The organism is Streptomyces sp. NPDC025793, assembly GCF_055558375.1.
Map to the genome: position 1 here is coordinate 31,867 of NZ_JBVHMR010000039.1, position 18,002 is coordinate 49,868.

Consider the following 18,002-nt stretch of genomic DNA (forward strand, 5'->3'; position numbering starts at 1 on the left):
TCCGGCGCCCACCGCCCCGCGACACCAAAACACCCCCCGCTGCGGGCGCGGGACCGGTCCCCCCCCCGCCCCCCCGCCCCCCACCCCCCCCCCCCCCCCCCCCCACGTCACACCTGCTCCCGTCTATTGCCGAATGCCCCGTAAGCGAGGTTCGTGACCAACTCGCCCTGAGATACGGGGTGTTGTTTCCCCATCTGAATGAGCGGCAGCAGCGGCTGGCGCTGGCTGCCGAGGCCCGGCTGCTGGGGCACGGCGGGGTGAGGGCCGTCGCCCGTGCCGCGGGGGTGAGCGAGACGACGGTGCGCAAGGGAGTCTTCGAGGTGGAGGGCGGTGAGGATCCCTTGCCCGATGGCCGGGTCCGCCGGGACGGCGGCGGTCGCAAGAGCGCAGAGGAGCTTGACCCGCTGCTCGTTCCGGCTCTGCTGGCCCTGGTGGAGCCGGACGAGCGGGGCGATCCGATGTCGCCGCTGCGGTGGGCGACCAAGTCGCTGCGGTCTCTGGCCGGGGCGCTGACGCGGCAGGGCCACGCCGCGTCAGCGCCGACCGTGGGCCGGCTGCTGCGGGAGAACGGCGTCAGTCTGCAGGCCGATGCCAAGACCCTAGAAGGTGCTCAACGCCCCGAGAGAGACGAGCAGTTCCGGTACGTCAACGACCAGGCCAAGGACCGTCAGGTGAACGGTGAGCCGGTGGTCAGCGTGGACACGAAAAAGAAGGAAGTCGTCGGGGAGTTCAAGAACGCGGGATGCCAATGGCGGCCGGCCGGTGAACCCGTGCGGGTCGACGTTCATGACTTCCGCAGCGACGCGCTGGGCAGGGCCCTGCCCTACGCACGCGACGGCGGCAACCGACGCCGAGCCCCGGGCGGCGGCCGCAAAGTCAAACTCGACCTGGCCGACCGCGTCCTGGCCACCGTGCTGCACCAAAGCCTTGGCCTGTCGCCCAGCGTGCTCGCCCGCCTGTTCACCGTCAGCAAGGACACCATCCGCGAGGCCACCGGCGAGATCAGACAGCTCATGGACCAGCACGGACATACCCCCGGCCCCGCGGCGACACACCTGACCACCCTCGCCGGCCTCCACGTCCACGCAACCGCACACGGCATCGCCCTCACGACAGAGACAAAACCACCGTGTTGATTCTTTACGAGCCCTAAGCACTCCCCCGTCCGACCGTTCAGTTCCGGATGAGCAGCGGGGCCGATGGGCCCGGCGGCGGGGCGTAGTAGTAGCGGCGGCACGTCCTGACCAGGGTCTGCTCGGACAGGGTGAATACGTCCGCGAAGTCCGTGCCGTGCACGACAGGGCCGTCGCCACCGGGCGCGGACCGCACCACCCGGCCCAGCGCGACGACCATGTCCTCATCGGCCACCACGGCGGTCAGCTCATGTCGGCTGAGCAGCGTGGCCTGTGCAACGTGGGCGCTGAGCACCTCATCGTGGCCCCGGCAGGGCGCGGTGCCAGGGTGGTCGAGGGTCACGTCCTTCTCGGTGAGGGACGCGTACCCGTCGGTATCCCCGATGTCCAGGTAGTGGTATGTGAGCAGCACGTGCTTCACCCCGGCTGCCGTTGCCGTCGCGCCGGCAGGCGACATCCGGATTCCGTCGTGTCTCATGCCTGGAAGACCGACCTCTCATCATCGGTGAATAAGGTGCGCCGGCGCCGAAGGCCCCCGCCCGGCAATCCTTCGGTATCCCGTTAACTCGGTGCTATCGCCCCGTTATCCCGCTCGCGAATATGGTCATTTGATGCTCGGAAGCTGACCACAGCTGATCAGTTCGGATGCGAGACCATGGACGGACGGAGGGCCGCATGTCGCCTCGCGTGGCGCCGCGGTCCACGCCCGGTGCCCCGTTCCCGCTGCCCGGCCGCAGCTGTCCAGTTACTGCCCAGAGCCGTTGTCCGCCCGGTCGGCGATCTACACTTGGAGCGGCCAGATGTGCCATGACCTGTGGCGAGCAATGGAGGCGGTCATGTCCGGAGTGCACCTCGCGCCGCGTGATCGGAGCACGGGATCGGCCTTTCAGGTGCTTGGGGAACTGAAGGTCTCAAGCGGCGGACGGACGGTGCACCTCGCCGCGGGTCGGCAACAGGTCGTGCTCGCCGCCCTGCTGCTGGAGAACGGCAGGCTGCAGAGCCGGGACCAGCTCATCCGGCTGCTGTGGGACGAGAACCCGCCGGACACTGCTCGCACCCAAGTGCAGATCTGTGTCTCACGGGTGCGCAAGACACTGGCCGTCGCCGGCGTCGGGGCCGTCATTGTGACCCGGCCGCCGGGCTATGTGCTCCAGATCGAGGACTCTACGCTCGACCTCGACGTGTTCAGGCGGACCGTGACCGAGGCCAACACGCTGGCCGGACAGGGCAGGACGGCCGAAGCGGCCGGCTCGCTGCGTGCGGCGGTCGCCCTGTGGCAGGGACCGTGTCTGAACGGGATTGCCAGCGAGACGCTCGCCCGCGTTGCCCAGCACATCGACGAGGAGCGCTTGGCGGCGACCGAGTCGTTCATCGAGCTGGAACTGGAGATGGGTCGCCACCGCCAGCTGACCGCCGAGATAGCCCGCCTGGTGAGCGACCACCCGCTGAGGGAACGTTTCCGGGGGCAGTTGATGCTCGCCCTCTACCGCTCCGGCCGCCAGGCCGAGGCGCTGCAAGTGTACCGCGAGGCGCGCAAGCTGCTCCAGGAAGAACTTGGGCTCCAGCCCGGCGCGGAACTGCGTGGGCTCGAACGGTCCATCCTCACCGAGGACCCGTCGCTGCGACTACCGCACACCCCCGCGTCCGGCCCCGGACAGAGCAGCCATCCCGCCGCGGACACGGACGGCACACTGCCGCCCGAGGAGCGGGCGTCCACCGTGCGCGGCTGCGTCCCGCGTCAACTGCCCGTCGACACCGCAGACTTTGTCGGCCACGAACAACTCGTCGCGGAGGCTGTGTCCGCGCTCAGCGGCACCTCGCCGCACCGGGCCACCGGCATCGTCGTCGTCGCCGGCCGCTCCGGCGTCGGCAAAAGCACCTTCGCCGCCCGGGTCGCCCACCGGCTCGCCGACTCACACTTCCCAGACGGTCAGCTCTACTGCCAGCTGCGCGGCGGCAGCGCGGAGCCAATCGACCCGCGCGAGGTCCTGGGCCGCTTCCTGCGCGCGCTGGGCCTGCCCGGACCCGCCATCCCGGACTCCCTGGAAGAACGCGGAGAGATCTACCGCAGCATGCTCGCGACCAGGCGCATCCTGGTGGTCATGGACGACGCCGCGAGCGAGGAGCAGGTGTTCCCGCTGCTGCCGGGCAGCCGCTCCTGCGGCGTCCTCGTCACGAGCCGGGCCCGCCTGACCGCTCTGCCTGGAGCCCATCGCGTAGCCCTGGACATTCTCAACGAAAAGGACTCGCTGGCACTCCTTGGCAACGTTGTCGGAGCCGGCCGCGTGCAGCGCGAGCCGGAAGCCGCCAGGGAACTCGTCGCCGCCAGCGGCGGACTCCCACTGGCGCTGCGGATCGTGGCCGCACGTCTGGCGGCCCGCCCGTTCTGGCCGCTGGCGACTATGGTGCGGCGCCTCGCCGACGAGAGCCGGCGCCTGGACGAACTGACCTATGGGGAGATGACCGTCCGCGCCAGCCTCTCGCTCACCTACGACGGGCTGGCCGAGCCGGACCGCAGGCTCCTGCGCCTGCTCAGCCTCACCAAGGGCTCCACCTTTCCCGGCTGGATGGCGGGCGCGCTGCTGGGCGACACACCGGCCACGCCCTATCCGTCCGACGTTCTGGAACCGCTGATCGACGTGCAGATGCTGGACGTCGCCGGCGTCGACGCGGGCGGTGAACTCCGCTACGCCTTCCACGACATCATCCGATTGTTCTCCCGCGACCGGCTGGCCGCCGAGACGGACGAGGCCGAGCGCGGAGCCGCGGTCCGCCGGGTGGGCGGCGCCTGGCTCTCCCTGATCACCGAGGCCCAGCGCCGTATCCTGGGCACCCGCTACCTCTCTGGCTCCGCCGAACACTGGCACCTGCCCGCGCGCCACGTCTCCACCGTCCTCGCCCGGCCGCTGGAGTGGCTGGACACCGAGCTGGAGAACCTGAGCCTGACCGTGGAAGGACTCGCGCAGGAGGGTGAGGGCGAGTACGCGTGGGAACTCGCCGTCAATCTGGCACCGTTATACGAGGCGCGCGGCTATCTCGACCGTTGGGCCCGCACCCACCGCAAGGCACTGACGGCGGTCCGCCACCGCGGCAACCGCATGGGGGAGGCCGCCCTGCTAGCCTCCCTGGGCTCGCTGCACCTCAACCGCCGCGACCTGCCCGAAGCCCACAAGGCACTGACCGCGGCGGCCGAGCTCTTCGAACAGCTGGAGCACGACAAGGGACTCGGCCTGTGCCGCCGCGATCTCGGCATCGTGGCCCGGCTCACCGGCCGCGACGTCTCAGCGATGCGCCTCTTCGACGAGGCACAAGGGTGCTTCGACCGCTGCGGCGACCCGTGGGCCCGCGCCACCGTGCTCATTCAGCGGGCCGTCATCCTGCTCCGGCAGGGCGACGTCCGGCGCGTTGAGATGGAGCTGAACGAGGCGCTGAAGATCTGGCGTGACCTCGGCTACGTCGGCGGACAAGCCCGGGTGCTCCAGCGTGTGGGCCAGCTCCTCGTACACCAAAAGCAGTTCGACGAGGCCCGCAAGGTGCTGTCCGAAGGACTGTACATGGTCCTTGCGGACGGCGACGTGATCGGTGAGGGATACATGCTGCACGACCTCGGGCGGGTCCACGCAGGCCTTGGCGAACTCACTGGCGCCGCCGAGTTCTTCGACCGGGCACTTGCCCTGCGCGAGGGCATCCTGGACCAGGCGGGCGCGGCCTCCGTGCGCGTCGACCTCGCCGCCCTGTCTCTGCGCACGGACCGAGCGGATCGGGCCGGCTCCCTGCTGGCCGACGCGGTGGAGGTGTTCGGCAGACTGGGCATGGTCGAGGAGCAGGTCCGAGCCGCGCGGCTGCGGGAGCGGTTGCAACCCGGACAGTCCGCGTGCGGCATCGAGGCCCCGGCCACCGGATGAACCCGCACTCTGCACAGGCGGGACGGGCGCGGCCCACCGGCGCCGAGACCCCCCTGCCCGCCCGACAGCAGACGTTCCTGCGCCGCTTCGTGGGCCGCGAGGACGAACTGAAAGCCTTCCGCGCCGCGCTCGACAATCCGTCTGACGCCGTCCCAGTGCTGACGCTTCATGGACCCGGCGGCATCGGCAAGACGGCGCTGCTGCGGCGCTTCGCCCTGGAGGCCGCACAGCGCGGACGCGCCGTCACCGAGGTGGACGCGGAGCTGATCGAGCCGACCGAGCAGGCGTTCTGCGCCGCGGCGGGCTTCACCGGCACGATCCCGCCGGTCTTGCTTGTCGACGCCGTGGACCGCCTTGAACCGCTGGCGGGCTGGATCAGGGACCAGTTCTTGCCGTCGCTGCCGCCGGGGTCGGTGGTGGTGCTCGCGGGCCGACGGCCACCGAGCCTGCGCTGGCAGGCCGACCCTTCTTGGGACGACACCCTCCAGGTCCACCACCTGAGCGAGCTCTCCCGGTCCCAGTCGGCCCGCCTGCTTCGGGACAGCGCGCCGGGCCGGGTCACCGACGGCCCGGCCCGGCTCGCCTTCGCCGACGGCAACCCTCTCGCGCTGCGGCTCGTCGGCCAGGACCAGGACACCCCGTCCGGGGGCGACTGGCGGCCCTCTCCCGAGGTCGTGCAGGACTTCCTCGAACGGGTGCTGGGCCCCGTGCCATCCGCCGCCCACCGGCAGGCTCTGGAACTCTGTGCTCACGTCCCCGACACCACCGAGGACCTGCTGCGCGTCTTCCAGCCCGACGACGCCCACGAACTGTTCTGCTGGATGCGCCACCAGCCCTACGCCCTCAGCCGGCGATCCGGGCTGCGCCTGCTGCCCGTAGTGGCGGAAGCCTTGGACCGCGACCTGAGATGGCGGGCGCCCGACGCCTACCTATCACTGCACAAGACGGTACGGACCTATCTCAAGCACCTGGTCCGCAACCGCGCCGAACCGGCCTCCCTCAGAGCCGCCGGCGCCTTCAACTACATCCAGACCAGAGACAGACGGTTTCCCGGCTTCGACTGGGACGAGTACGACGACATCGTGGACGAGACACCCTGCGGAGCCGACGATGTCCGCGCGGTCCGTGACCTGGCGCACCAGGAACTGGGACCGGAAGGCGTCGCAGCCGTCGACTTCTGGCTGCACCGGCAGCCCGCGGGATTCCGCCTGTACCGGTCGGTCCATACCGGCGACCTGGTCGGCGTCCTGGGCATGCTGAGCCTTGACCGGTGGGACACCGTCGAGACGATGGTCGACCCCGTGGTCGCCGTCGCGCGCGACCACATCGAGGCGAGCCGCGCACTGCGCCCCGGACGTCGGGTGCACCTGGTGCGCTTCGTACTGGTCCGCAGGCGTGCACCGGAACTAACCGCCACCTCGGCCCGGATGAGTGCCCGCGTCACCTGGAATCTCCTGAAACACGATCAGCTGGAGTGGGCGATCCACGCCGTCATTGGCGCTGACGAGCGGTCCGCGCGGCTCCTGGAGTTCGCGGACTTCCGCCAGCTGCCGGGCGGGCCCCTGCTCATGCAGCATCGGGTGCGGCTCTTCGCCCGCGACTGGGGCACCGACCGGGTTGACGAGTGGGGCGATCTGCTGGACGACCGCATGTTCTTCGGACTGCGCACCCCCAGAGTCGCCAGCCTGCCGCGCACGACTGTCCTGTCCCGGGCGTCCTTCGACCGCGCAGTGCGCGACGCGCTGCGCAACTGGCACCACCGGGAGCGGCTGGCCGCCAACCCGCTGCTGCACGCTTCCTTCGTCGTCCGCCGCCCCGGCGACCCCGAGGAGAACCTGCGCCGGGCGATCGTGCGGGCCATCGAGGCGATCGACGAGGACCCCAAGGCGAAGATCCAGAGAGCCGTCGTCTGGGCCACGTACGTGGAGGGCGGCAGTACCCAGCAGGCCGTGGCTCGCGAGTTCTCCCTGTCTTTCAGCACCTATCGTCGCTATCTGAAACGGGGCATCGAGCGGGCGTGCTGGCACCTGTGGGAACAGGAAGTGACCTACGGGGCACCGCAGGGTGCAGTATCCCTGTTCGGCCCTTCCGGACCTGCGACGACGTGGTGACCGTTGGGGACTATCCGGGCGGGATAGCGCCGTCAAAGTGGCGTGATGACGGCGGTCACTAGTTTCCCTTGCAACAACCGGCAACGGCCGAGAGACCCCAGGGATAGGAAGCAGACCACCATGCGGAACACCGATGCACCCATCAAGAGGCTTGTGGGCACCGTGGCCGCCGTCGCCGCCATCGGCGCGGCCCTGACAGCCCTGGCCCCTGCCGAGGCCACCGCCCACCCCCGCGCCATCACTGTGGTCGCCGCCCAGCGGACCACCGACAAGACCGTGGTCGGTGACACCAACCCCTGGACGCACTGAAGATCGACCAGATCGTGGGCCGGGTCGGACAGCCCAAGCGCGGCCGCCGCCGGGACATGACCGCCACCGAAAGGGTGCTGTTCGCCCTGGTCGCCAGCCGGGCGCTGGCGCCCTGGCCGCCGCCCAGGCCAAACATGAGGCCGGCGCACCCGACGCCGCGCTGTCACTGCTGGTCGCAGCGCTCGCCGGCCCGCTTGACGAGCTGCAAGGTACCCGCGCGTCCTTGCTGCGGGCCGAGATCGCGTTCACCACGAATCGTGGCAATCTCGCTCCGCCGATGCTGATCGAGGTTGGCAGGCAGCTTGAGCCGCTGGACGTCTCACTGGCACGCGAAACGTATCTGCAGGCGATGTTCGCCGGCCGCCTGGCGGTCGAGGGCGGTGCTCTCCTGGAGATCGCGGCAGCCGCTCGCGCGGCGCCGGCCACGCCGGTCGTCCCGCGTGCCGCCGACCTGCTCCTCGACGCCCTGGCTTTGCTCCTGACCCGCGACGCACCCACAGCAGCGCCGGCCATGCGGCGGGCCCTGCGCGCCTTCACCGAGGACGGCATTTCCCCTGCGGAGGAACTCCGCCGGCTGTGGCTCGCCTTCATCATCGCCGCGGCATTGTGGGACGACAGGTCCTGTCGTTTGCTGGCGGACCGCCACGTCCGTCTCGCCCGCGACACCGGCGCGCTCGCCGCACTGCCTCTGGGGTTGAGTTCGCGCATCGTTGTGCACCTCCTCCAGGGGGAACCGCCCGAAGCGGCGTCGCTGAGCGAAGAGGTGCGCACGATCGTCACGGCGACCGGTTTGCAGATCACCGACTACGGCGCGCTCGCACTCGCCGCGTGGCAGGGACGACAGGCCGAGGTCGACCGACTGGTGCGCGCCACCAGGAGCGAGGCGGCGTCGCGGGGCGAGGGAGTGGGGCTGACTGTCGCGGACTGGGCCAGTGCGGTGCTCTACAACGGCCTCGGCCGGTACGAGGACGCCCGAGCCGCTGCCGAACGAATCGTCCTCGACCCGCCGGCACCGGGCGTCGCGGTGCACTGGGGGCGGCCGAACTGGTCGAAGCAGCAGTCCGGAGCGGCGACGGCGAGAGCGCAGCCCGAGCACTCGAGCGGCTGGTGCGGACGACTCAGGCTAGCCCTACGGACTGGGCCCTTGGGACAGAGGCCCGTTCGCGGGCGCTCCTCAGCCAGGGCAGGGACGCCGAGCGCCTCTACCGGGAGGCGATCGAGCGACTCGGGCGGACCCTGTGCCGAGTCGACCTCGGGCGGGCGCATCTCGTCTACGGCGAATGGCTGCGCCGCGAGCGGCGCCGGATCGATGCGCGCGAACAACTGCGCACCGCCCACGACCTGTTCGCGGCCGTGGGTATGGAGGCGTTCGCCGAGCGTGCGGCGCGCGAGTTGAGGGCCACCGGGGAGACCGCTCGGAAACGGAGCGCCGAGGGCAGCAGCGACGACCTGACCCCTCGGGAGGCGCAAATAGCGCGACTCGCCAGCGAGGGCCTGACCAATCCCGAGATCGGCAGTCGGCTCTTCGTGAGCCCGCGCACCGTCGAATACCACCTGCACAAGGTCTAACTGGCGAGGGTGATCCCGGCGGTGGCGAGCAGAGCTCTCGGCAGATCGAGAGTCCTGCCCCGGTTCGGCATGGTGTCCGGCAGCAGCCGGGGCGTGAGGGCGAGGGCTGCGCCCGCCACCGCGAGCGGTACGGCGAACGTCCAACGCCAGGACAGCAGTGCTGAGATGAGACCGGAGAGCAGATTGCCCGCGGTCGCGCCGAGTACCGAGAGCCCGCCCCACGTGGCCATCGCTCTGCCATAGGCGGTAGGGGAGGGGAAGGCGGCGCGCAGCACCGCCATGGCGGCGGGCGCGATCAAAGCCGCCCCCGCGCCCTGCGAGCAGACGGGAAGAGGTGGCGTCGGCAGGAAAGGGCGGCACCATGGAGTTCGCCGTCAGTGGCTACTGGGCCGCCTGCACCGGCGTCCCCGAGGTCACCGCGTTCCGCCAGGCTTGGCCCCCAGTCTTCTCAAGCGGTCGCCGCTCGATGCGCACCCATGTGCCGCGGTCGGTCAGTGCGCCCACCGAGCGGCACTTGCGTACGACGGCTTGCCGATCCAGAGGAGCCTGGAATGACCGCTCCACGTGGCCGAGGTCTACGAAATGTTCCACAACGGCTCTCCTGGGGGCCTGAAACAGCCTCAAGGTACAGGAGTATCGGGTGGCCGCTCAGTGCTGTGAGGGCTTTCCGTTCGCCACGTAGTAACGGCCGCCGCAGCTGTGATGGGCGAAGTCGCCGACGCGCCAGACGCATACGCTCTCCCAGTAGTTCGGCCCGTCCCAATACCAGTCCGTGGAATCGCTGCCCGAACCCTTGGTGGTGTGCGTGGTGTCGAGGTTCTGGGAGGACGTCGAATCCGGGACGTAACTTCTGAAGAAGTGCATCTCGCAGGAGTTTCCGGCCGATTCGAGGGTGCCCATGGCGAAGCCCCCCTTGCCGGAGACCTTGTAGTCCAGCCAGGCCATGCACCCGTTGATCGAGGCCAGGGAGCCGGGGAGGTAACCGGGGTCGCCCGACGGGGGCTTCGGCGCGGCCGCTGACGGGCTCGCATGTGTGCCGCTGGGGGAGAAGGACGGGGCAGCGGGAGTCGCAGGGGACGTGGTGCGGGTGCTCGCGCGGGCGGACGGGGAGGTGCCGGTCGAGCCGACGGCGCCGTTGAGCCTGGACGCCACGGGGTCCGCCCGTGCCGGCCGCGCAGCCCCTGCCCCGGCCTCACCGCCTGTGTTGTCGCTGCTGCCCGAGCGGTCCATCATCGCCCAGGTCACCCCGGCTCCCGTGAGGACGACGGCAACCGCGGCGGCCACGGCGACGGTCGTACGGCGGCGACGTCGGCCTCCGCTTCCGCCTCCGGTGGGGACGGAGTGCGGGGGTCGAGTCCCGTCGTTGGGCGGCGGCCACCCCGACTCGGGCGGCACGGGAAGGACCTCGGCGAACGCGGGAGTGGGACGGGACTGAGGGTGGGGCTGGGCGGCCAGAGGCTGCTGCTGGGGTTGAGGCTGCGGCTGTGCGAACGGCGCTCCCACACCGGCGTACGGCTGCGGCTGCCCGAGCCCCGGCTGGGTTGCCCCGGCCTGACCGGAGCCCATTGCCTCCGCCGTCCCGTGTGTGCCCAGCGCCCTCGTGCCCGTGTCCCCGGCTCCCCCCTGGGCCGGCGGACCGAAGGCTGCCCCACCCGGCGGCCACGCGGAGCCCCGTGCCACCGACTCCAGCAGCTCCCTCGCACCCTGTGCGTCCGGTCTCGCCTCCGGCTCCTTTGCCAGCAGCACCCCCAGCACCGGTGCGAGCGGGCCCGCCGCGCGAGGCTCCGGCAACGGCTCGGTGACGATCGCGGCGAGCGTGGACCACGTCGAGGTACGGCGGAAAGGTGAGCCGCCCTCCACCGCCGCGTAGAGCATCGCGCCCAGCGACCAGACGTCCGAGGCGGGGCCGGGCTGGTGGCCCTGGGCGCGTTCGGGGGCGAGGAAGTCGATCGAGCCGACCAGTTGGCCGCTCTGGGTGAGGCTGGCGGCGGCGCCGTCGCCGGGGTCCTCCATCGTGGCGATGCCGAAGTCGGTGAGGACCACCCGGCCCCCGCGCTCCAGCAGCACGTTCCCCGGTTTGACGTCGCGGTGGAGCACACCGGCGGCGTGAGCGGCGCCCAGCGCGTCCGCCACCTTGGCGCCGAGGGCGGCGGCTTCACGCGGGTCGAGGGTGCCGCGCTCGGCGAGCACGTCCTCGAGGGACGGGCCGTCCACCAGCTCCATGACGATGATCGGGCGGCCGTCCTCCTCCGCCACGTCGTGAACTGAGATCACGCCCGTGTGCCGGATCCGGGCGGCGGCCCGCGCCTCGCGCTGCATCCGCAGCCGCAGGTCGGCGAGTTCACGGGCCGAGGCGTCGGAGAAGGTGCGCAGCTCCTTGACGGCGACCTCACGCCTGAGTAGCTCATCCATCGCCCGACACACCGTGCCCATGCCGCCGCGCCCGAGCTGCTTGATCACCCGGTACCGCCCGGCGAGCACTCTGCCGTTCGAACCGCCGTCGGTCCCCGTCACTGCTACCGCTTCCCTCCCAAGCCGACTGTCCGGCCGCATCCCCTGCGATCACCGGGCCCCCACAGCGTAGGACCTGTGCGCGGGTCGGTCGGGCCACCCCCCGCCCTCCCGCCGCGCCTCCGGCGCTCGTCGTCGCCCTGGCCCGGAGGCTGGCTGGCGGTTTGCCACCGGATGTCATTGGTTGCGGTCCGCTGCGGCCCCGTGCTGACACCCTGTGAACGTTCGCGATATTGGTTCTGGCCGCGATTGCGGAACTGCGGCCGGAGCCGGATTCAAACAGCCCCATCACGCGGGGGCCCAGGGCCGGAGGGGCGGGTAGTTGGTCGCGTCGGCCGCCACCGCCACCGCTGCCATGGCCCTCCGGGCTGCTCCTCGGGTTCGCGCCCCGGTTCGTCCTGTCCGTCGCCGGCGGTCAGCACGTGCAGTCCGAAGCCCGTGCGGCCGGCGGGCTCCAGGCCCTCCTTCAGGTGTAGTGAGGGGATCTCGTAGTCGCCGAAGTTCTGGCGCCGGAATGCGATCGGCTCGGTCGACTCCAGGGTGAGCAGGCGCTGCTTCCAGGCCTTGGCGATGTCCGGGTAGTCCTCGTCGGTCATCCGGTCGGTGCTGTACAGCACGAACGGCGGCAGCACCTCGATGCCCGGGAAGTGGAGGATGCCGTGGTGGATCGGGAACAGCAGATCGTCGATGGGGCCGTTGATCCCGCGAACGGCGTAGTGCGACTGCGGGCCGCCGGCGGTGACCGACAGCGCGCCCACGGCCTGATGGTGGAGTTCACCGGCATCGAGGCGCTGGACTTCGACCTGCAGGCCTCAGCACGAGGCAGCCCGTCCGGCTCAGTGTGGCTGAGCGCTTCAGATGGCGGCTGAGCGCGTCAGGTGACGGGTTGGTTCGCCGGAGGCCAGCCACCGCCAGCGTCGACGCTCCGTGACGAGGGCGATGACGGCCATCAGGGTCACGGGGCCCGCCGCCCATGCAGGCCAGGCCAGCCAGGCAGAAGCCACGGCCGCGGCGAGTTGGAGAAGCACCAGAAGGATCGTGACCCAGCCCGGTACTGCGATGATCACGTTCGCCTTGTCACCCGGGGTGGAGAAGCACGTGGGAAGGCCGATCAGGAGCACCACGGACAGGGCGGCAAGCAGCCAGGAGCGGTCGGCCAGCGCCCAGGGAGTCGCCACCCAGGCGACGAGTTCCACTGCAAAGCGCAAAACGGACGCGGTGCGGTCGTCAGGCCGTGCCGAAATCGTTTCCCCAGCAGCGTCGGTCACCTGCGGACGATCTCACGATCCGCGCCCAACGGCCAAGAGCCTGGGCATCGTTGTCCGCCCCGGAGGCTTCCTTGCTCGCCCGAACAACCGGGGACCGGCATGGTCACGGCCATGGTCGGTCTCATGCCGCGCCCGCGCTCCTGACACAGGTCATGCGCCGGTCTGCGGCCTCTGAGTGGACGTTAAGTCCGGTCTTCATCGGTTCGTGATCGCTCGATCGTGGGACTGATCGTCATACAGAGCCACCTGCCGATCATGTCCATGTCGTGATGCTAGGCGTGAAGCGAGAGCCGTACCCGAGCGACTTAGCGGACGAGCAATGGGCGTTGATCGAGCCGATGATCACGGCCTGGAAGCAGGACAGGGTGGCGCGGTCAGCGACCGGAGAACTGAGGCCATCCCCGCAGGAGCGGGGAGTAGATCGCTGGCTACGACGTCGTAATTCGGCCCCGGCATGACGACTCGAAGCCGCCCCGTTTCGTGAAGATCCAGGGCGGCTCGACGCGGTCTCCGTGCCGGCATGGGCAGGTCTCTGCCGGAGTCCGAGAAAGCTGACGATGCTCAAGTGGGGGCCGATTCCAGCCGCCTGGATGGGGCCGCCCGAACGACATCGCAGTCAATTACGTGTACGCGGGTGAGGGCCGGTTGGGCCCGGGCTGAGGGCCTTGTCCCACCGCGAGCCGGCGGGGATCATGACCGCGTGCAGCACCGAGAGGAATTCCACGAACTACTCGCACGCGCCGGACTCACGATCGTCGAGGACGTGCGCCCGGGCAGCCTGCTCCCGCCGGAGGCCGGCTGGCGGATCGCGCGGGGGATCGCGGCGCCGGACGGCGTGGCGCTCGAAGCGCTTGATGCCGTGTGGTGGCGCCGTCTTTGCGATGCCGACGGCGAGTTCCTGGTGGCCGTCCTCCAGCACCGGGTCGGTGGCAACGAGTCCTGGTGGACCCGGGTCCGGTACGCCGGGGGCGGCGTGCCGGAGTTGACTGGCGACCCCGGTTTCGTGGCGCTCTCCCTCGACGGGCAGGTGTTGCTGGCGGAGGTGCCCGGCGCGGGCGGGCCTCGGGTGACGGCCCTCGACCGACTGCCGGAGCGACTGGAGGAGGCCGCCGCGGCCCCCGGGCGCGAGACGGAGGCCGAGCGCGCCGAGGTGTGGGCGGCGGTGCCCGGCCGATGTGCGTGGCCTCTGCACTGGGCGGAGGGGATCGGGTCCAATCCGGCCGCGACGGACGAACTCCTGATCCGGCTGCTGGATGTGGAGGAGGGCTTCCTGCACGGATGCGACCGGCCCGCCGTCCTTGACGCCGCCGTGGCGCACCCCGATCCGCGGGTGCGGTCAAGGGCCGCCGACACGTTCCGGCCCAAACTCACGTCCGATCAGTGGGTACACCTGGTCCGCGCCGAGCCGTCGCCCGATCGACGCGTGTTCTGGGCGGAGCGCGCCTGCACCTGGGGCGCCGAACTCCCCGAGGACCTCTACGACGACCTCCTCGCCGGCCCGTCCCGCGCGCAAGCCGCCGAACTCCCGGGGCTCCCCGCACGGCACCTGCCCGGCCTCGCGGCCGACGCCGATCCCCGGGTTCGGGCGGCCGCTTGTGCCCGGTGGGAGGACCTCGCTGCGCCGCTACGGGAGCGGCTGCTGGCCGACACCGACTACGCGGTGCGAACGGCTGCGCTGCTCGCCCACCACACCGGCGTACCCATGGCTCGCGAAGTGTTCGCCGCCCTGCTCGACCCGCGACGGGCGCTCGAACGGTGCCGCCTCGTGCCCGAGCTGGAGGAGGAGCTGGTCCGGGACAGGGACCCGGAGGTACGTCGGGCGCTGGCCGCCAACCCGGGCCTGGGCGCGCACGGCGTCGCCGTGCTGGCGGAGGACCCGCAGGACGACATCCGCTCCGCGGTGGCGCTGCGCCCCGACCTCACGGAGGAGCAACGTGCGGCGGTGCGCCACGACTTCGAGCCGACGTCGATGTCGCACACCCTGCCCTGGGTCGAGGGCCTGCACGGCGACGCCGACGCGATGCGCCGTCTCGCCGCGTCGTCCCACCCGCTGGTCCGCCGCAGTGTGGCCCGAGCACAGCACCTCCCGCCGGATGTCGTGGCGCGCCTGGCGCGGGACGAGGACCGGGTGGTCCGCCTGTTCCTCACAGAATCGTGCGAGGACGCGCCGGCCGACCTGCTGCTGGAGGTCTGGCGCTGGTGGGACGGCAGCTTCAGCCACCCCGACCGGCCCCACAGCCACCCCAACTTCCCCCGCGCAGGCCTGCTGCGCTACACCGCCGACCCCAGCGGGCGAATGCGCCGCCTGGCCCTGGACGATCCGGAGTCGACACCGGCCGACGTCGCACGCCTGGCCCGGGATCCCGAAGCCGAGGTGCGCCGCCGCGCGGCTGAGGACCCCCGGCTGACACCGGCCGACGCGGTGCGGCTGCTGAACGACCCGGAGGCTTACGTCCGCGGCACCGCGTTGCGCAACCCGCGGCTGCCGGCCCGCGTCCTGGCCGGACTGCTGCACGACCGCGACACGGCATGCGCAGCGGTCACCAACCCGGCGATCCCGGCCCCCGTCCTGCAGCGCATCCTGGCCGCGGCAGCCGGGGCAGCCGGGGCAGCCCGGCACCGAATACCGACACCCGGCACGGAGGCCGTGGCGGTCCGACGCTGAACTCCGGCACGCCTAGCCAGCCGCCCCTACTGCAACTCCGCGAGCACCCGGCGTACCCGGTCGTACGTGCGCCGCCAGCGCACCCGCGGGGTTGGCCGCGACGTCGTTCGCCGGTCCCACTGAGTGCGCGGCCGGAAGCGACCCCCACTTGACGCATCGGCAGCTTTCTCAGGATCCAGCTGAGACCTGCCCATACCGGCACAGGGACTGCTTCGAGCCGTCATGGATCTTCACGAAACGGGGCCGCTTCGAGTCGTCATGCCGGGGCTGAATTACGACGTCGTAGCCACAGATCGCGCTACCCAGCATGTTCGTGTCCAGCGAGGGGCCATCCCCGCACGCGTGGGGAGCAGCGTATCGACTCGGGAGATTTGCAGACCTCACACGTTGGCGTCCCCGCGCTTCCTGCGACCTGCGGAAGCCTGCTCACGCCCGGGGATATACGTGTCCGCCGTCCGCGCCTCGTCCACGCAGCGCCGAGGACCGCGGCGGTGCCGGGGGCGCCGTACCTGCACAGCATTACCCCGCCCAGCCTCGGGCCGCGCTGGATGCCCCGAGTGCGGCAAGCGTGAAGCCGTCCCGCAGCTCTCCCGCACGGATCGCCTGTGCCATCTCGTGCGGACTCCACCAGCGCGCTGCGGCAATCTCGCCGTCGCCGCCCGGGCTAGGGCACAGTGGTGCGTCACCCTGAACCGAGACCTCGACGATGGCGACCTCGCTCTCCAGCGTGCCGGAGTCGACGTCCAGGTACGCCACCACAGCGGCTGCGGAGCCGACCAGCCCCGCTTCCTCGACAAGTTCGCGCAGCGCGTCCGAGACGGGGTCGGTCTCGCCGAAACCGCGCGGAAGTTCCCAGGCCCACCGGCTGACCGTCGGTCGCCACTGGCGGACCAGCAGAATGTCGTCACCTCGTCGAGCCAGCACCACAACTCCGGTGCGGCCACCGCCGACGCGTACGCGGTGCCGGACGGTCTCGCCGCCGGAGGGCAAGCGGTAGGTGTCGATGTAGACCTCGCACCATCGGCCGCCGTCGGCATCGGTGTAGGCCTTGTGGGTGCGCGCGCGTGGCGCCTCAGCGTCCATCAGGCACTCCTCCCCGGCACCCCTGGAAGCTCTATCACGTCGTACCGGCCTCGGAAATCGGTCAGGCGGGTCACCCCGGCTGCTACGGCCGCGACGACGACCGGCGCGAGCGCCCCGCCCGCGCCGGCGGCGAACACTCCGGCCGTCCCCTGGCCGAGCAGGCTGGTCGCCAGGCTCATTCCGCCGCCCGCGACCATCTGAGCGGTGGCGCCACGCGCGCTGTGTGCGAACTTCTGGAGTCGGGTAACCAGCACCTCGTCCACATCACCGGCCCGTGGCTCTTTCGTACGGCCCGCGAGCAGGTCGCCCACCTCCTGCAGTGCGGCGAGGTCCTGCCGGTGCCACCACTTGGCGAGGGCATCGGCTGCTTCATCCGTGTAACTCTGCCATTGCTCACCGCTCATCAGGCCGAGCCGCAGTTCGAACCGGGTCGGATACGTCACGACCGGTGTCTGCTCCACGAGTGTCGCTGCCTCCCGGCGCCGGACGCCGCGTCGCGGCGAGGCCAGCCCGAGCATGCAGCCTTCGCCCGCCGCGATGGCTCGGTAGTACGTCTCGTCGAAGGACTCGCGCAGTGTCCGTGCGTCCGTTTGTGCCGCCGGGTCACCGGAGCGCAGCAGGGGGTCAAGGCTCTCGTACAGGCGGCTACGGCTGGGTAGCCCGTTCACGTCGAACTCCCCGCCGGTCCAGGCGGCGAGCACCGACTGGCCGTCGTCACTGGCCAGTTCCTCCGGGCGCGGCGGGGGACGCAGCGCGTACGCAGTTGCGTAGTCGGCCGGTGTCAGGGGGCTGACCTCCAGCAGGCCACGCCCGGCTGCGTCCAGCCAGTCAGCCCACCGGGCGACTGCGCGCCGCCGTAGCGGAGCGTCAAGGACCCCTGTCGCCGCTAGCAACCTGTCCGCCATGCCGACCGGTCCCTCCGAGGCGAGGGCCGCGACCGCGGCCTCGCCGTCCGCGCGGACGGCCAACTCCCGCTGGAGCCGCAGGCACTGTTCGTCGGGGATCGGGAGGGAGGAGAAGAGGAAACCGGTCGAGAGCATCGCGACCAGTTGTCCGGCGAGGTCTGCATTGCGGGAGTTCACCCGGATCGGGAGTACCGCGCCACCGCCGACCGCACGGATCGCCAACTCGTCGAGGAGTGCGGCGGGCCGCAGCACAGCGAAGACGGCGCCGTCGAGTAGTTGGGGGTAGGTCAGGAACAGGGATCCGCCCTGGATGACTTCCCAGCGCAGCCGCCCGAGCAGTTCTGCCCGCCCGGAGGGGGGCAGCCTCTCCACCGGGGCGGTGGCCCCGGGCGCTTGGGCGCTCAGCTTGGCCCGCTGCCGTACGCTGTCCCACCCGGTGCTGAGGACCGCGGTCATGTGCCAGCCCTTTCTGTGGTGTTCGTACGTGGGCCAGTCCAGCATGTGCGGACGGGCGGGACAACGGAGAGCGCTCGATCTTGGCGA

At 71.0% G+C, this 18,002-nt stretch carries 11 protein-coding genes and 4 pseudogenes; 8 read left to right on the plus strand and 7 right to left on the minus strand.

All coding sequences use genetic code 11. The annotated features are described in order from the left end of the window. Positions 1-125: 125 nt before the first annotated feature. Positions 126-827 (plus strand): annotated as a pseudogene (locus ACZ4MF_RS39865) (ISAzo13 family transposase); the annotation flags it as partial. 346 nt (positions 828-1,173) lie between these two features. On the opposite strand, the gene ACZ4MF_RS39870 reads toward ACZ4MF_RS39865, so the two are convergent. Further along, positions 1,174-1,545, minus strand: a complete 372-nt coding sequence (locus ACZ4MF_RS39870; protein ID WP_467498032.1) for a nuclear transport factor 2 family protein — start codon at positions 1,543-1,545, stop codon at positions 1,174-1,176. 478 nt (positions 1,546-2,023) lie between these two features. Here ACZ4MF_RS39870 and ACZ4MF_RS39875 point away from each other — a divergent pair, with 478 nt between their 5' ends. The 5 genes from ACZ4MF_RS39875 (at position 2,024) to ACZ4MF_RS39895 (ending at position 9,027) form a co-directional block, all read left to right on the plus strand. Continuing rightward, the gene (locus tag ACZ4MF_RS39875; RefSeq protein WP_467498034.1) at positions 2,024-5,038 is read left to right on the plus strand and encodes an AfsR/SARP family transcriptional regulator; all 3,015 of its coding nucleotides are present in this window, start codon (positions 2,024-2,026) and stop codon (positions 5,036-5,038) included. Next, positions 5,035-7,149, plus strand: coding sequence for an ATP-binding protein (locus tag ACZ4MF_RS39880; protein ID WP_467498037.1), 2,115 nt, complete (start codon positions 5,035-5,037; stop codon positions 7,147-7,149). The genes ACZ4MF_RS39875 and ACZ4MF_RS39880 overlap by 4 nt, the downstream gene beginning before the upstream one ends. Positions 7,150-7,269: 120 nt before the next feature. Continuing rightward, a complete protein-coding gene (locus ACZ4MF_RS39885; protein WP_467498038.1) occupies positions 7,270-7,458 on the plus strand; it encodes a hypothetical protein in 189 nt (62 codons plus the stop codon). A gap of 223 nt (positions 7,459-7,681) precedes the next feature. Next, the gene (locus tag ACZ4MF_RS39890; protein WP_467498040.1) at positions 7,682-8,854 is read left to right on the plus strand and encodes a hypothetical protein; all 1,173 of its coding nucleotides are present in this window, start codon (positions 7,682-7,684) and stop codon (positions 8,852-8,854) included. Beyond that, positions 8,818-9,027: a helix-turn-helix domain-containing protein gene (locus ACZ4MF_RS39895; RefSeq protein ID WP_467498064.1), complete on the plus strand. Its 210-nt coding sequence runs from the start codon at positions 8,818-8,820 to the stop codon at positions 9,025-9,027. Before ACZ4MF_RS39890 ends, ACZ4MF_RS39895 begins: the two co-directional genes overlap by 37 nt. On the opposite strand, the pseudogene ACZ4MF_RS39900 reads toward ACZ4MF_RS39895, so the two are convergent. From ACZ4MF_RS39900 to ACZ4MF_RS39915, 4 genes and pseudogenes are all read right to left on the minus strand, one after another. Next, positions 9,027-9,347 (minus strand): annotated as a pseudogene (locus ACZ4MF_RS39900) (MFS transporter); the annotation flags it as partial. The gene ACZ4MF_RS39895 and the pseudogene ACZ4MF_RS39900 sit on opposite strands and share 1 nt — an antisense overlap. Before the next feature lie 328 nt (positions 9,348-9,675). Beyond that, a complete protein-coding gene (locus ACZ4MF_RS39905; RefSeq protein WP_467498042.1) occupies positions 9,676-11,580 on the minus strand; it encodes a serine/threonine-protein kinase in 1,905 nt (634 codons plus the stop codon). Between the two features lie 377 nt (positions 11,581-11,957). Next, positions 11,958-12,287 (minus strand): annotated as a pseudogene (locus tag ACZ4MF_RS39910) (NAD(P)H-dependent oxidoreductase); the annotation flags it as partial. Positions 12,288-12,392: 105 nt separating this feature from the next. After that, the gene (locus tag ACZ4MF_RS39915) at positions 12,393-12,806 is read right to left on the minus strand and encodes a hypothetical protein (protein ID WP_467498044.1); all 414 of its coding nucleotides are present in this window, start codon (positions 12,804-12,806) and stop codon (positions 12,393-12,395) included. 269 nt (positions 12,807-13,075) lie between these two features. Here ACZ4MF_RS39915 and ACZ4MF_RS39920 point away from each other — a divergent pair. Both ACZ4MF_RS39920 and ACZ4MF_RS39925 read left to right on the plus strand, forming a co-directional pair. Continuing rightward, positions 13,076-13,192, plus strand: a pseudogene (locus ACZ4MF_RS39920) (IS5/IS1182 family transposase); the annotation flags it as partial. A 314-nt stretch (positions 13,193-13,506) separates the two neighbouring features. Beyond that, positions 13,507-15,471, plus strand: coding sequence for a hypothetical protein (locus ACZ4MF_RS39925; RefSeq protein WP_467498046.1), 1,965 nt, complete (start codon positions 13,507-13,509; stop codon positions 15,469-15,471). Between the two features lie 519 nt (positions 15,472-15,990). Here the strand turns inward: ACZ4MF_RS39925 and ACZ4MF_RS39930 are convergent. Next, the gene (locus ACZ4MF_RS39930; RefSeq protein ID WP_467498048.1) at positions 15,991-16,554 is read right to left on the minus strand and encodes an NUDIX hydrolase; all 564 of its coding nucleotides are present in this window, start codon (positions 16,552-16,554) and stop codon (positions 15,991-15,993) included. Further along, on the minus strand, positions 16,554-17,915 hold the full coding sequence (locus ACZ4MF_RS39935) for a hypothetical protein (RefSeq protein ID WP_467498049.1): 1,362 nt from the start codon (positions 17,913-17,915) through the stop codon (positions 16,554-16,556). Before ACZ4MF_RS39935 ends, ACZ4MF_RS39930 begins: the two co-directional genes overlap by 1 nt. Positions 17,916-18,002: the final 87 nt, after the last annotated feature.

Bases quoted from the DNA above. Each gene is read 5' to 3' on its own strand.
- ACZ4MF_RS39880 (WP_467498037.1), top strand. From the start codon at position 5,035: ATGAACCCGCACTCTGCACAGGCGGGACGGGCGCGGCCCACCGGCGCC.
- ACZ4MF_RS39885 (WP_467498038.1), top strand. From the start codon at position 7,270: ATGCGGAACACCGATGCACCCATCAAGAGGCTTGTGGGCACCGTGGCC.
- ACZ4MF_RS39895 (WP_467498064.1), top strand. From the start codon at position 8,818: ATGGAGGCGTTCGCCGAGCGTGCGGCGCGCGAGTTGAGGGCCACCGGG.
- ACZ4MF_RS39905 (WP_467498042.1), bottom strand. From the start codon at position 11,580: ATGCGGCCGGACAGTCGGCTTGGGAGGGAAGCGGTAGCAGTGACGGGG.
- ACZ4MF_RS39930 (WP_467498048.1), bottom strand. From the start codon at position 16,554: ATGGACGCTGAGGCGCCACGCGCGCGCACCCACAAGGCCTACACCGAT.
- ACZ4MF_RS39935 (WP_467498049.1), bottom strand. From the start codon at position 17,915: ATGACCGCGGTCCTCAGCACCGGGTGGGACAGCGTACGGCAGCGGGCC.